The organism is Alistipes communis, from assembly GCF_006542665.1.
GTDB lineage: Bacteria > Bacteroidota > Bacteroidia > Bacteroidales > Rikenellaceae > Alistipes > Alistipes communis.
Genome location: NZ_AP019735.1, coordinates 2,754,018 through 2,768,058, shown reverse-complemented (window position 1 = coordinate 2,768,058; position 14,041 = coordinate 2,754,018). Strand labels below are relative to the sequence as shown.

General features: G+C 58.6%; 14 protein-coding genes. 6 read left to right on the top strand and 8 right to left on the bottom strand.

From position 1 onward, the window contains the following. Positions 1 to 19: 19 nt before the first annotated feature. The gene (locus FMF02_RS11250; protein WP_026074750.1) at positions 20 to 610 is read right to left on the bottom strand and encodes an HAD family hydrolase; all 591 of its coding nucleotides are present in this window, start codon (positions 608 to 610) and stop codon (positions 20 to 22) included. 292 nt (positions 611 to 902) lie between these two features. On the opposite strand from FMF02_RS11250, the gene FMF02_RS11245 reads away from it, so the two are divergent. The 3 genes from FMF02_RS11245 (at position 903) to FMF02_RS11235 (ending at position 4,179) form a co-directional block, all read left to right on the top strand. Further along, on the top strand, positions 903 to 1,286 hold the full coding sequence (locus tag FMF02_RS11245) for a BlaI/MecI/CopY family transcriptional regulator (RefSeq protein WP_141413219.1): 384 nt from the start codon (positions 903 to 905) through the stop codon (positions 1,284 to 1,286). A 4-nt stretch (positions 1,287 to 1,290) separates the two neighbouring features. Next, positions 1,291 to 3,009 carry a M56 family metallopeptidase gene (locus tag FMF02_RS11240; RefSeq protein ID WP_141413218.1) on the top strand — a complete coding sequence of 573 codons (1,719 nt, stop codon included), beginning with the start codon at positions 1,291 to 1,293 and terminating at the stop codon, positions 3,007 to 3,009. A gap of 765 nt (positions 3,010 to 3,774) precedes the next feature. Next, positions 3,775 to 4,179: a hypothetical protein gene (locus FMF02_RS11235; RefSeq protein WP_141413217.1), complete on the top strand. Its 405-nt coding sequence runs from the start codon at positions 3,775 to 3,777 to the stop codon at positions 4,177 to 4,179. Between the two features lie 149 nt (positions 4,180 to 4,328). Here FMF02_RS11235 and nqrF read toward each other — a convergent pair whose 3' ends face one another. From nqrF to FMF02_RS11205, 6 genes are read right to left on the bottom strand one after another with little or no spacing between them, the layout of a single operon-like run. Then, positions 4,329 to 5,591, bottom strand: coding sequence for an NADH:ubiquinone reductase (Na(+)-transporting) subunit F (gene nqrF, locus FMF02_RS11230; protein WP_019129691.1), 1,263 nt, complete (start codon positions 5,589 to 5,591; stop codon positions 4,329 to 4,331). 19 nt (positions 5,592 to 5,610) lie between these two features. Beyond that, complete coding sequence (gene nqrE, locus FMF02_RS11225) at positions 5,611 to 6,219, bottom strand: NADH:ubiquinone reductase (Na(+)-transporting) subunit E (RefSeq protein ID WP_141413216.1); 609 nt, start codon at positions 6,217 to 6,219, stop codon at positions 5,611 to 5,613. Positions 6,220 to 6,229: 10 nt separating this feature from the next. Beyond that, positions 6,230 to 6,886 (bottom strand): NADH:ubiquinone reductase (Na(+)-transporting) subunit D, encoded by a 657-nt coding sequence (locus FMF02_RS11220; RefSeq protein WP_141413215.1) that lies wholly within the window; start codon positions 6,884 to 6,886, stop codon positions 6,230 to 6,232. Beyond that, entirely contained in the window at positions 6,879 to 7,769 is an 891-nt protein-coding gene (gene nqrC / locus FMF02_RS11215) for an NADH:ubiquinone reductase (Na(+)-transporting) subunit C (RefSeq protein ID WP_141413214.1), read from the bottom strand. Before nqrC ends, FMF02_RS11220 begins: the two co-directional genes overlap by 8 nt. A gap of 10 nt (positions 7,770 to 7,779) precedes the next feature. Then, a complete protein-coding gene (locus FMF02_RS11210; RefSeq protein WP_141413213.1) occupies positions 7,780 to 8,895 on the bottom strand; it encodes an NADH:ubiquinone reductase (Na(+)-transporting) subunit B in 1,116 nt (371 codons plus the stop codon). A 2-nt stretch (positions 8,896 to 8,897) separates the two neighbouring features. Further along, positions 8,898 to 10,253: a Na(+)-translocating NADH-quinone reductase subunit A gene (locus FMF02_RS11205; protein ID WP_019129696.1), complete on the bottom strand. Its 1,356-nt coding sequence runs from the start codon at positions 10,251 to 10,253 to the stop codon at positions 8,898 to 8,900. A gap of 176 nt (positions 10,254 to 10,429) precedes the next feature. On the opposite strand from FMF02_RS11205, the gene FMF02_RS11200 reads away from it, so the two are divergent. Genes FMF02_RS11200 through FMF02_RS11190 form a run of 3 tightly spaced genes read left to right on the top strand, consistent with a single transcriptional unit; the run spans position 10,430 to position 12,712 of the window. Beyond that, positions 10,430 to 11,008: a TatD family hydrolase gene (locus FMF02_RS11200; RefSeq protein WP_019129697.1), complete on the top strand. Its 579-nt coding sequence runs from the start codon at positions 10,430 to 10,432 to the stop codon at positions 11,006 to 11,008. Positions 11,009 to 11,011: 3 nt separating this feature from the next. Continuing rightward, positions 11,012 to 11,761 carry a tRNA threonylcarbamoyladenosine dehydratase gene (locus FMF02_RS11195; protein ID WP_141413212.1) on the top strand — a complete coding sequence of 250 codons (750 nt, stop codon included), beginning with the start codon at positions 11,012 to 11,014 and terminating at the stop codon, positions 11,759 to 11,761. Positions 11,762 to 11,773: 12 nt separating this feature from the next. Then, entirely contained in the window at positions 11,774 to 12,712 is a 939-nt protein-coding gene (locus tag FMF02_RS11190) for an NAD(P)-dependent oxidoreductase (protein ID WP_141413211.1), read from the top strand. Between the two features lie 76 nt (positions 12,713 to 12,788). On the opposite strand, the gene proC is transcribed toward FMF02_RS11190, so the two are convergent. Beyond that, complete coding sequence (gene proC / locus FMF02_RS11185; protein WP_141413210.1) at positions 12,789 to 13,580, bottom strand: pyrroline-5-carboxylate reductase; 792 nt, start codon at positions 13,578 to 13,580, stop codon at positions 12,789 to 12,791. Positions 13,581 to 14,041 lie beyond the last annotated feature (461 nt).

Below are 14,041 nucleotides of genomic sequence, written 5' to 3'. Positions count from 1 at the left end.
GTATTATTAAGGTAAGTGATTACTCCTTCTGCAACAACATTTCGCGCAACTGCGTGCAACTCGACTCCGGCTCACGGAAATGGAACGTCGCAATACCGAATGCCGCGGCGGCTTCGAGATTCGAGCGGCGGTCGTCGATGAAGAGCGTTTCGGCGGGATCGAGACCGAAACGGTCGAGCAGAATTTCATAGATGCGCGGTTCGGGCTTGACGACACCCTCCTCGCATGAAACCACCTCTCCGTCGAAGCACCCGTAAATCTCGGTCCGGCGCAGAAAATCGATGAACTCCCGCGACATGTTCGAGAGCACGTAAAGCCGGTATCCGGCCCGTTTCAGGTCGCGGATCAACGCCGCAGTCTGCGGAACCGCCTCCTGACGATCCAGCGCTTCGCGCAGATAATCTTCGGCCACGGCGCGGTCGCAGCCTTTCGACCGGCTCAGTTCGTCCAACACCTCGTCGAAGGTCAGCGTCCCCCGATCGTACTCCTCCCAGAAAAGGGGCATCTTCGCCGCGAAAATAAACGCGAAAAAATCGATCAACTCCTTGCGCACCTTTTTCGCATCGCGGTGAAACACCACCCCGCCCAAATCGAAAACTATGTTTTTCATCGCCTCAAAATTAATAAAATAGTCTGAAATACCCTATGCTGCCCCGACGCTTTTCCCGAATAATCGGATGCCGGTCGGGACGGAACGCTTCGGCGGCCAGAGGCGTCATGCCAAAAAGCAGGCTGCCGCAGCTCCACCCCGCACGGTTTCGACAGCGGAAAACATAGAAGAGGCCGCTTAATAATCAAGGTATTCCGCCGAAAAGCTTATTCCTACTAAAAAAACCGTAGAAACACTTGTTTATCTAAAAATTTAGTACTAAATTTGTCGTAACGAAAAAAAACGCCTCGCCATGAAAATACCCGCAATCGAACCGCTTACCGACGGCGAAGAACGCATCATGCAGATGCTCTGGTCGCTCGGCGAGGGAACGGTCAACGACATCCTCGCCGTCATCCCCGAACCCAAACCGAAGTACACCACGGTGGCCACCTTCATCAAGATTCTGGAAAATAAAGGCTACGTCGCCCATCGCAGCGAGGGAAAGAGCTATGTCTTCACACCGCTCGTCTCACGCGAAGAGGTCGCCGGCAGGCAGATGCAGTCGATGTTGCGCACCTATTTCGACGGATCGTTCGCGCAGATGGTCACCTTCTTCTCGAAACACGAGAACATCTCGATGAAGGAGATGGACGAGATCCTCTCCGTCATGCAACAGATCCGCAAAAAACGCTGACGCCATGAAAGAACTGCTGATCTACGCACTCGAAGTTCTCGTATGCAGCGCGGCATTGCTGCTGGCCTACTCGGTGCTGCTCGAACGCCGGACGGCGTTCCTCCACTGCCGGCTCTATCTGATCGGCGCGATGCTGCTGGCCGCCCTCATCCCTGCGCTCAGCATTCCCGTCTGGACAGGCGAAACACTCTATATGGCAGCCGATCCCGTCGCGGCCGCCGCACCAACCGCCACACCGGCCGCCACCGATGCCGGTACTCCGTCGCTGCCTGTCGCCGTCACGCTGTTCCTGTACGCCCTCGGCGTGCTGCTCTCGTTCGGCGCGATGATCGCCCAGATCGTGCGAATCCGCCGTCTCCGGCACGGCGCACGGACGATCCGCCGCGCCGACTGCGACATCGTACTGACGCAGGCCGACATCTCCTCGTTCTCGTTCTTCCGCACGGTCTATCTGCACGATGCGATTCCCGAAAGCGACATGGCGGCCGTCGTCGCCCACGAACTGAGCCATATCCGCCACCGTCACTCCGCCGAGCGGATCGTCATGGAGTGCGTAAAGGCCCTGCTCTGGTGGAATCCTTTCGTCCGGATCGCCGCACGGCGTCTGGCCGAAGTCGAGGAGTACGAAGCCGACCGTGACGTACTGACGCAAGGGTACGATCCGTCCGAATACATCGCCACGATCTTCAAAACCCAGTTCGGTTATAGTCCGGACATAGCCAACGGGTTGCGGGATTCACTAACCAAAAAACGATTCCAGATGATGACCAAACACTCCGGCGACAGCCGCGCGCTGTTGCGTCTGGCGGGAATCCCGCCGCTGCTGCTTCTGCTTCTGGTGAGCTTCGCCTTCACTACCCGTGCCACCGAAATCCGGGTAACACCCGCCTCCGCCGTCGACACGATCCTGCTCGCGCAGGACGGAACGATTCTCCACGATCCCCAGAACGCCATCCAAACGATCGCCACCTCCACCGACCGAATCGGCGATACCGAACGAAAGCAGGTCCGCATAACAACCGGATCCGAAGGAAGCGTCTATGTCTCGATGACTTCAACCGCACCTGCTGATAAGGTCCGATCGCAGCAGCAGATACAAGTCGTATCGGCCCACGCCGTCCGTAAAAACGATCTGCCCCAAGAGCGCTACCGCAAAGCGAAAGGCGAAGCGGACGTCTATCTCGTCGCCGAAAAGATGCCGCTTTTCGAAGGCAAGGGAACGCTGCAAGATTTCCAGCATTGGGTCGACGCCCGTGCGGCCGAATACGACCGCAGCGGTAAAGTTATCCTCACGTTCGTCGTCGAAAAGAACGGCTCCGTCGCCGAGGTACAGGTTCTCGATACTCCCGATCCCGCTATGGGCGAAGCCGCCGCACGCATCGTCGCATCGTCACCGGCATGGAAGGCCGGCACGATCAACGGGGAACCGGTCCGCGTACGTTATACGCTGCCCGTCCGGTGCGGCAAGCAAGCCGCAGCGGACGAAACCGACGACAAGGGAAAACGATCCGGAAACGGAGTCGTCGTAAAAGTCCGCAATGTCGATTTCAAAGCCAGCGAAGCGCTAATCTTTATTGACGACAAGGAGGCCACGCAGACCGATATGGAGAAGATCGATCCCGACAAGATCGAAAGGATCTCGGTATACAGAGACTCCTCGGCCGTCGTCCGATACGGCGAACGGGGCAAAAACGGCGTCATCCTTATCAAAATGAAGCAATAATCTTTCCTTCGCCCAATGAAGCTGCCGGTCTACCCGATCGGCAGCTTTTATTTTATCCGCGGGAAACTCTCCTCCATCCGCTCCGGAACGACTCCTACATCCGGACAATCTTCCAAAGAGCCGCAATTCGCAAACCTGCTCCTTCGGAATGCCCCCCCCCCTGAAACCCGATCCCGACATGGAAAAACGTCTAAACGACCCGTTGATACAATATTATATAAAATTTATATTGCCAAAATTTTGTAAAAGCGATAAAAAGTCTTACTTTTGGTAGAACATAATGAAGAGAAAATTATTCTCTCCGCCCGATAACCTGTTTATCCCATCCTAAAGCCTATAAAGTAACAGATAAACAGCTGAAACTGTATGTGCGCAGTTCTCAGCTATGTGTTACTATAGGCTAAAAGTAAGGATGCATCAGTTGGGACTGCGTATTTTTTGAAACAAACGGTTCAAAAAATATGCCGAAAATGAAAAAACTTCAACAAAACAGGTCACGAACCTGCACGGCGAATCCAGACGAGTATTCGCTCCATCGCTTGCATTTTCCGTCTTCAACCGGAAGCGCCCCATCCGATCCGGCGCACCGGCCGTCCGCGCCTTTCCGACACTACAAACGACGACGTTCGCGCTCCGGACAAGCGGACGATACCCCGCGGCTCACGGTTTTCCACGTGTCGTACGACCGGCATCGCGACCTCCCGCCGAATCGACGCCGGACGGAGAAATCGCAGACGGATTGTCCCACACGTAACATCGGCACTCATGAAGGATAAACACTATCTCTACCGCGTGGCGGTCACCTGCTATGTGGACTCGCTGTTTTACGAAACCGGCAACGCGCGCAGATGCCACGAACGATGCCATTCGCTCATTACGCAAACTCTTTGCGGAATCGGAAAGAGCACATGCCGCAACTATCTGCGCTACGACCGGTCGGAACTCCTCGCGGAGGTACGGATACCGCCGGCTCTCAAAGAACTTCTGCATCTGTACGTCCTGCTGGTCACGAAATGTCCGCAGACGCAGACGGCAGCTCTTCTGCAAGAACTCCGCCGGCTGCTGGAAATCGCACTCCGTCATGCGGGCCGGCAGGGATCGGAGCTCACCGCCGACTTGCTGCTCGAATGTTTGTGCAAGGGGCCGAAGGAACGCTTCCCGCAGCAATAAGGCTCCGGCCTCCGATCCGCGGCACAGAACCGCAGCCGGCGGCACCCGATCCGTCCCGTCGTCCGGCCGCTCACACGAAAGCGAAGACCGCATAACCGCAAAAAATAAGACCCGTTGCCGGGTCTTATTTTTCTGTCTTACGCCGAACGTCAGGCGCCGAAGTTGTCGTAAAGGATATTTTCGGGCGGCACGCCCAGGTCGTCGAGCATCTTGACCACCGAGGCCGACATCATTGGAGGCCCGCACATCAGGTAGATGCAGTCCTCCGGTGCCTGGTGATTTTTCAGATAGTTCTCATAGAGCACGTTGTGCACGAACCCGGGCGTATACTTCACCCCTGCCGCATCGGCTTCGGGATCGGGACGGTCAAGCGCCAGATGGAACGAGAAGTTGGGGAAATCCTTCTCGATCTCGTGGAACTCCTTCAAGTAGGGAGCCTCTTTCAACGCACGGGCGCCGTACCAGAACGATACGGGACGTTTCGTCTTCTCGGTCTTGAACAGGTGCATGATGTGGCTACGCATCGGCGCCATACCGGCACCGCCGCCGATGAAGACCAGCTCCTGCGTATCGGGCAGGTTGTCCGGCAGGAAGAACTCGCCGTAGGGGCCCGAAATCGTCACCTTGTCGCCCGGTTTGCGCGAGAAGATGTACGACGAGCAGATACCCGGGTTGACCTTCATGAATCCGCCGTTCACGCGGTCGAACGGCGGCGTGGCGATACGGATGTTGAGCATGATGATGTTTCCTTCGGCCGGGTGGTTGGCCATCGAATAGGCGCGGAACGTAGGTTCGGGGTTGGTCGTCACCAGATCCCACATCTTGAACTTGTCCCAGTCGGCGCGGAACTGCGGGTCGACGTCCATGTCGGAGAACTTGATCGCATCGTACTTCGGGATGTCGATCTGGATGTAGCCGCCCGAACGGAAATTGAGGTTTTCACCCTCGGGCAGTTTCACGACGAACTCCTTGATAAAGGTCGAGATGTTGCGGTTCGAGATCACCTCGCACTCCCACTTCTTGACGCCGAGCACGGCTTCGGGAACGTGGATTTTCAGGTTCTCCTTCACCTTGACCTGACACCCCAGACGCCAATGATCCTTGGCCATTTTGCGCGAAATGAAGCCCGTTTCGGTCGGCAGGATGTCGCCGCCGCCTTCGAGCACCTGGCATTTGCACATGCCGCACGAACCGCCGCCGCCGCAGGCGGAAGGCAGAAAGACGTTGTTGTTGGCGAGCGTTACGAGCAGCGTCGAACCGCTCTCGGTGGTCAGCACCTTCTCGCCGTCGTTGATGTCGATCGTCACGTCGCCCGACGACGTGAGCTTCGCCTTCGCATAGAGAAGCAGCCCCACCAGAACGAGCGTCACCGCCAGAAAGGCTACGATCGCGACTATAATCGTTAATGTCATCTTACTTAATCTTTAACAGTTACAACTTGATGCCGCTGAAAATCATGAAGGCGATACCCATCAGACCCGTGATGATAAAGGCGATGCCGGGCCCTTTGAGTGCGGCGGGGATGTGCGAATAAGCGGTCTTTTCGCGGATGGCGGCCATCATGACGATGGCGAGCCACCAGCCCATGCCCGAACCCAGACCGTAGACGATCGACTGCCATACGTTGCCGATCGCACCGGCGTCGACCTTCTGCTGCATGAAGAGCGAACCGCCCATGATGGCGCAGTTCACGGCGATCAGCGGCAGGAAGATACCCAGCTGATTGTAGAGCGTCGGCGAGAACTTCTCGACGGCCATTTCCACTAACTGCGTGAACGATGCGATCGTGGCGATGAAGACGATGAAGGACAAGAAGCTCAGGTCGATCCCTTCGACCAGCGCGTTGGCTTTGAGGACGTACTCGTTGAGAAGATAGTTCAGCGGAACGGTCATCACCATCACGAAGGTAACGGCGGCACCCAGTCCCAATGCGGTCTTGACGCTCTTCGACACGGCGATGTAGGAACACATGCCGAAGAAGAAGGCGAAGACCATGTTGTCGATGAAGATCGACCGGATAAAAAGATTCAGAGTTTCCATACGCTACCTGCTACTTTTCCTGTAAATCCTTGTTGTAAGAGCGGTGAATCCAGATGATGCACCCCACGATGATGAGGGCCATGGGCGGGAAGAGCATCAGGCCCATGTTCGAGTAGGCGCCGCCGTTTGCGATGTACCAGCTTTCGGGAACGATGCGGAATCCCAGCAGCGAACCCGATCCCAGCAACTCGCGGAAGAAGGCGACCGTCACCAGAATCATACCGTAGCCCAGACCGTTGCCGATACCGTCGAGGAACGACGGCCAGGGCTCGTTGCCCAGCGCGAAAGCCTCGACGCGGCCCATGATGATACAGTTGGTGATAATCAGGCCGACGTAGACCGACAGCTGTTTGGATACTTCGTAGACATACGCTTTGAGTACCTGATCGACGAGGATCACCAGCGCGGCGATCACTACCAGCTGGACGATGATGCGGATACGCGCCGGAATACCCTTGCGCAGCAGCGACATCACCAGATTCGAGAATGCCGTCACGACCGTCACCGAAAGCGCCATGACGATGGCGGGTTTCAACTGGACGGTAACCGCCAGCGCCGAGCAGATACCGAGGATCTGTACGATCACCGGATTGTTCTTGCCGAACGGGCCGGTCAGGTACTTCATGTTCTTAGCCGAAAACAGAGGCTCTTTTTCCTTATTACTCATTGCTTTCTACTTTTTGATCGTTAGACTCCTCCGCACCGGCTGCCGAAGCGGCGGTCCGTGCCTTCTCGAAGAAGGGAAGATATTCGCTCAGGTTGTCGCGCAACATGGCTGTCACGCCGTCCGAAGTTTTGGTACCGCCGGTCACGGCGTCCACCTCGTGGGCCGGATCTTTGGCGCCGCCTTTACGCAGGGTGATCGAGACGAAATCGCCCTTCTCGAAGAGCGTCTTGCCCCTGTAGAGCGCCTGATGCGCCGGCGTGGCGATCTCGGCCCCCAGGCCCGGCGTTTCGCTCTTGTGGGCCATCACGATGCCCGACACGGTATTCATATCCTTTTCGAGCGCGATATAGCCCCAGATGTCGTCCCACAGCCCCTTGCCGATGAGCGGGATGATCACGCGGCCGTCGGTGGCCTCGAAGAGGATCAGCGTCTTCCGTTCGTAATCGGCTCGCAGGTCCTTGTTCGTCTTCATCATGTCGAAGACCTCCTCGGCGGGCTTTTCCGTCTTGTTGCCGGCCGCGTCGACCACATAGGCCTTGACCATCGCGTCGAAGTCGCCGTCCGGAACACCCAGCGATTGCAGGATATTGTTCTTCTTCTCGCCCAATTCGTTTGCGTACTGGCGTTTCTGCAACGACAAGGCGGCCAGCGACAGCAGAACGGCGACGATGACGACCATCACGGTCGAGTAGAGGATGATATAGGCGTTGGAGTTCTTGTCCGAGAACAGCCCGCCCTTCTTCGCGCCTGCATCTCCGGCACCTGCCTCGACGATCTCTTCGAACTCCGAAGCCGGTGCGCCGCAAACGGGACATTTGGCCGGTGCAGCATCGCCTTCGTGGATATAGCCGCAGACTTTACATTTGAATTTCTTGGTTGCCATAATTCACTCCCTATTTTGCAAGTTTGACACGGTTCTTACGACGCGCGATGTTCCGCTCGACCACGAAGTAGTCCACCAGCGGCGCCAGCGCGTTCATAAAGAGGATCGAAAGCATCATTCCCTCGGGATAAGCAGGGTTCACCACACGGATCATCACGGCCAGCGCACCCGTCATCAGGCCGACGATGTACTTGCCGGCGTTGGTCTGTGCCGAAGTGACGGGATCGGTGGCCATGAAGACGGCACCGAAGGCGAAACCGCCCACGATCAGGTGCTGCCATGCGGGAATCTCGCAGTAAGCGTTGGCGCCCACCGCATTGAAGAGCAGGCCCATGAGCCAGCCGCCCGCGAAGACCGAGAGCATCGTGCGCCACGAAGCGATACCCGTGAAGAGCAGGATCGCAGCGCCGATGAGAATCGCCAGCGTCGAGGTCTCGCCCACGCAGCCCGGGATGAAGCCGAGGAAGGCGTCCAGATTCGAATAGCTCATCGCACCCGTCGTCGAGAGCTGTTCGAGCGCCGTAGCCCCCGACACGCTGTCGACGGCGAACCACACCTTTTCACCCGACATCTGCGGGGTGTAGGCGAAGAAGACGAAGGCGCGCGCCAGCAGCGCGGGGTTGAATACGTTCATGCCCGTACCGCCGAAGACCTCCTTGCCGAAGACCACGGCGAAGGCCGTACCCAGCGCGATCATCCACAGCGGCGTCCCCACGGGCATCACCATCGGGATCAACAGGCCCGAAACGAGGAAGCCCTCGTTGACTTCGTGGCCGCGCGCCTGCGCGAAGGCGAACTCGATGCCCAGACCCACGACGTACGACACGACGATCATCGGCAGCACTTGCAGGAATCCGAACCAGAAAGCTGCCCAGCCCGTCATGCCCACCTGATAACCCGTGTTGTACATGCCGAACAGCAGGGCCGGAAGCAACGCGACGACCACGACGATCATCGTGCGCTTCATGTCGTTGCAGTCACGGATGTGCGCACCCTTCTGCGTCGTGGTGTTCGGTACGAAAAGGAACGTCTCGAACGCATCGAAGGTCGATGCGAGGAACGAGAGTTTGCCGCCTTCGGAGAAGGTCGGCTTCAACTTGTCTACTAAATTTCTTAATCCGCTCATCGTTAAGCCTCCTTGATCATTAAGTTAATACCGTCGCGGATGATCTGCTGCATCTCGGTCTTCGACGGATCGACGAACTCGCAGAGCGCGAAATCCTCCTCCACGACCTCGTAGATACCGAGGTTCTCCATCTTCTCGATGTCGCCCGCGAGCGTCGCTTTGAGCAGGTGCATCGGATAGATGTCCATCGGCAGGTACTGCTCGTAGAGGCCCGTCACGACGAACGGACGCTCGCCGCCGTTGAGATTGGTGTCGAGGTTGTAACGCTTCTTGGGGCAGAGCCACGAGAAATAGGCGCGCGACACGGAGAATTTGTTGCAGCGGGGCATCGCCCAACCCAGCAACTCGTACTTGTCGCCCTCGGGAATCAGCGTCAACTGATGCGCATAGTACCCGATATGGCCGTCGAGCGAGGTCTTGACGCCCGTAAGCACATTGCCCGAAATGTAGCGGATGCTCTCCCCTTCGGCCTGCGGTTTGATGTTCCCGCCGACGATCGAACGGATCGAGGCGCCGTCGATGATGCGGCAGTACTGCGGCTGGGCCACTTCCGAACCGGTCACGGCGATCACCTTCGAGCGATCGACCTTGCCCGTCGAGAAGAAACGGCCGATCGTGGCCAGATCCTGCACGTTGACCGTCCAGACCACCTCGCCCTTGTTCACGGGATCGATGTGGTGGATCTGCACGCCGACGTTGCCCGCGGGATGTTTGCCGGCAAAGGCGTGCAACTCGACGCCTTCGAGCGTAGCGGCTTCGCCTTCGGCACCCGCACGGAACGAAACGTGCACTTTGCCTGCCGTGAGTTTCTTCAATACCTCCACGCCCCGCTGCAAGGCGGCCTTTTCGCCCGCGAGCGCGAAGTTGTAGTCCGGCGCCAGCGGCGCCGAGTCGAATGCCGAAACGAAAATCGCTTTGGGCGCATCGTCGGGATCGGCGATAATACCGTAGGGGCGCTGAATAATCATCGTCCACAGGCCGGCCTTCAACAAAAGTCCGACGATCTGGTCGCGGGTCGCACTCGATAGATCGGGAATCGCAAACTCCTCGTATTGCTGTTCGGCATCGGGCTTGACGGTCACGGAGAGCACCTTGCGCTTCTCGCCGCGATTGACCGCCTCGACCGTTCCGCTCACGGGAGAGGTGAACAGCACGCGCTCGTTGTACTTGTTGAAGAACAACGGAGTACCCGCTTTCACCTGATCTCCTGCTTTCACCAGCAACTTCGGAGTTACACCTTCAAAATCGAGCGGCGAAACGGCATACGTGTCGGCCAACGGGGCGTTGACCACCACGGAGGCCGCCTGACCTTCGAGTTTGATGTCGAGACCTTTGTTCAGTTTAATGATTTTCGACATGTGTAAAAGTGTTTGATTAGTGTGATAATTATGAAAAGTTTCTGTTAGTTTTATAACATTGATTTTCCGTGCGCGAAGATACGATTTTTTACCTATTTATTTAAGATTTTTTCAAATATTTTTCGGCCGTCCCGAAAAAAACGGAAAACAGCCCGAAAATTCCTACCTTTGCACCGATGGAAACACCGTTCGTCAATATCCACACCCACCGTCCGACCGGACACGGCATCGAGCCCGCGAGCGTCGGGATACATCCGTGGGAGGCTGCCGAAGGCGATCTTGCGACCGTGCGGGAGCATGTCGGCCCGGCACAGATCGTCGGCGAGATCGGTCTCGACTACCTGCGTCCCGACCGCGAGGCGCAACTGCGGATTTTCGAAGGGCAGCTGCGACTGGCCGAGGCGGCCGGAAAACCCGTCGTACTGCACTGCGTGAAGGCATTCGAGGAGACGATGCGGCTGCTCAAACAGTTCCGCCTGCGGGCCGTCATCTTCCACGGGTTCATCGGTTCGCCCGAACAGGCCGCACGCGCCGTCGCCGCAGGCTACTACCTCTCCTTCGGTCCCCGCTCGCTGCGTTCGCCGCGCACCGTACGGGCACTCGGGAGCATCCCGACGCAGCGGCTTTTCCTCGAAACCGACGACGCTCCCGCGACGATCGAGTCGGTCTACGCAACGGCGGCCCGATTGCTGGGAATGCCGCTCGACCGGCTCAAAGAGACGATTTACAACAACTACCTGCATATTTTCTCCTGAGCGATGGAACGATGGACGGAACGAACCCGGCTGCTGCTGGGCGACGAAAAACTCGGACGGTTGCGCAGTGCGCACGTACTGGTGGTGGGACTAGGCGGCGTGGGGGCCTACGCCGCCGAGATGATCGTACGCGCCGGTGCGGGCCGCCTCACGATCGCCGACGCCGACCGTGTGGCCGAAACCAATATCAACCGGCAGCTGGTCGCACTGCATTCGACGGTCGGACGCCCCAAGGCCGAAGTTCTCGCCGAGCGGCTGCGCGACATCAACCCCGATTTGCAGCTCACCGTCATCGAGAAATACATCAGGGACGAAGAGACCGACCGGCTGCTCGACGCCGCGCCCTACGATTATGCGGTGGATGCGATCGACACCCTCTCGCCGAAGTTGGCGCTCATCAAGGGCTGCCTCGACCGCGGCATTCCGCTGGTCAGTTCGATGGGCGCCGGCGCGAAGACCGATCCCACGCGCATGGAGATCGCCGACATCGGCCGCACGCACCACTGTCCGCTGGCGCACATGCTGCGCAAACGTCTGCACAAACTCGGCATCCGCACCGGATTCCGCGCCGTCTTTTCGGCCGAACCTGCACGCGAAGGGGCGATGATCCTCTGCGAGGAGCAGAACAAGAAATCGAACGTGGGGACGATCTCCTACCTGCCCGCGCTCTTCGGCATCGGCTGCGCATCGGTCGTGGTGCGCGACCTGCTGGGCGAAATGGAGGATTCCGGCAAACGGGAAAGCAACGATTAAACCGTTAAAGATATGAAACCGAAGATTGTTTTTCTGGACGAATATTCGCTCGCGGGGCGCGACCTCTCGGCCGTGAAGGCGCTGGGCGACTACACCGGTTACGACATGACTGCGCCCGACGAGGTGGCCGTGCGTTGCGCCGACGCCGAAATCGTCGTCACCAACAAGGTGCGGCTCGACGCTGCAACGATTGCGCAACTGCCGCACCTGCGGCTGATCTGCGTAGCCGCGACGGGCGTGAACAACATCGATCTCGACGCCGCGGCCGAACACGGCGTCGAAGTACGCAATGCCGCAGGCTACTCGACGCATTCGGTGGCCGAAACGACGCTCGGCGCGGCGATCGCCCTGCTGCGCGAATCGGTCTACTACGACGAATTTTTCAAGAGCGGCCGTTACGCCCGCTCGCCGCGCCTGTTCTGTTTCGACCGTCCGATCCGGCAGCTGCACGGGCGCCGTTGGGGTGTCATCGGGCTGGGTGCGATCGGCCGTGAAGTGGCGCGGCTGGCTGCGGCTTTCGGCTGCGAGGTGAGCTACCACTCCACGTCGGGCGTCGCACGCGAGGAGGCCTACCCCGCCCTTCCGCTCGACGAACTGCTCGCATGGGCCGACGTGGTGTCGATCCACTGTCCGCTCAACGCTCACACGCGGGGGTTGATCGGCGCCGAGCAGCTCCGCCGGATGAAACCCTCGGCCCTGCTCGTCAACGTCGCCCGCGGCGGCATCGTCGACGAAGCCGCGCTGGCCGAAGCGCTCGACGACGGCCGGATCGCCGGCGCCGCGCTCGACGTATTCTCGTCGGAGCCGGTCAAGGCCGACAACCCGCTGCTCGCCCTGCGCGACCCCTACCGTCTGCTCGCTTCGCCCCACAACGCATGGGCCACGGGCGAAGCGATCGACACGCTCGTGCGCTGCGTCGCCCGCAACATCGAAGCATACCTGAAAAAATAACCCTTTCAACAACAGACGGGAAGCGTCCGGATCGCAAATCGATCCGGACGCTTCCCGTTGCTGGATCATCCTCCGCCTATTTGCAGGCCTTCAACCCGCGGATCACGGCTGCCGAAAATCCGGCCTGCTCCATTTCGTTCAGACCGCGGACGGTGATCCCTCCCGGCGTGGTCACGCGGTCGATCTCGGCTTCGGGATGTTCGCCCCGCTGCAACAGCAGTTCGGCCGCACCGCGGAGCGTCGCGGCGACGATATGCGTCGCCTGCCCTGCCGGGCAACCCAGTTCCACTCCTCCTTCGACCGACGCCCGCACATAGCGCAGAGCGAAGGCGATTCCGCACGAGGCGAGGATCATTCCGGTCTCCAACATCGGCTCGTCGACGAGCATCGCCTCGCCCAGTTCGCGGAAGATTCCCAACACCCGCTCCGTACAAGCCTCGTCCGCCCCCCGTGCAGCGACGAAGGTCATGCTCTGCCGCACGGCGATCGCCGTGTTGGGAATCACGCGGAACAACGCCGGTCGCACCGCGCTGTCGGCCGTCATCCACTCGGCGAGCTGCGCCAGCGAAACACCGGCCGCCACCGAAACCACCGACTGCCGGTCGGGATCGATCTCCCGTCGGATTTCACGGATCAACGCTTCGGTAAGCCACGGCTTGACGGCCAGCATTACGACCGCGGCATCCCGCACGGCCGCAGCGTTGTCGGTCGTCGTCCGCACACCCGGGCACTGTGTGCGCAAACGTTCGAGCGTCGTCTCGGTACGTGCCGTACAAACGATCTCTTCGGCCTGGAACTTTCCGCTGCGAACCAACCCGCAGGCAATGGCGCTGCCCATGTTGCCTGCGCCCAAAATAGCGATCTTCATTTTCAATTCGTTTTAAAAAACAACGGCTTTTCGAAACAAAGATAGTGCAAGCCGAGAGCAAAAGCAAACTTGTTTGCATTTTGCCGAGGCGAAGCCTATCTAAGCGGAGGCTTGTCCTCCGCAAAGTGTGCAAGCCGAGAGCAAAAGCAAACTTGTTTGCATTTTGCCGAGGCGAAGCCTATCTAAGCGGAGGCTTGTCCTCCGCAAAGTGTGCAAGCCGAGCGCAAAAGCAAACTTGTTTGCATTTTGCCGAAGCGCAGCCTATCTAAGCGGAGGCTTGTCCTCCGCAAAGTGTGCAAGCCGAGGGCAGAACCAAATTTATTTGGGTTTTGCCGAGGCGAAGCCTATCTAAGCGGAGGCTTGTCCCCGCAAAGATGCAAGGCGAACGTAGAACCAAATTTATTAGCAGGTTGCGTAAATTCCGAGGAGTACCAGACGAACTTTCGGTCGGAAGGAACTGC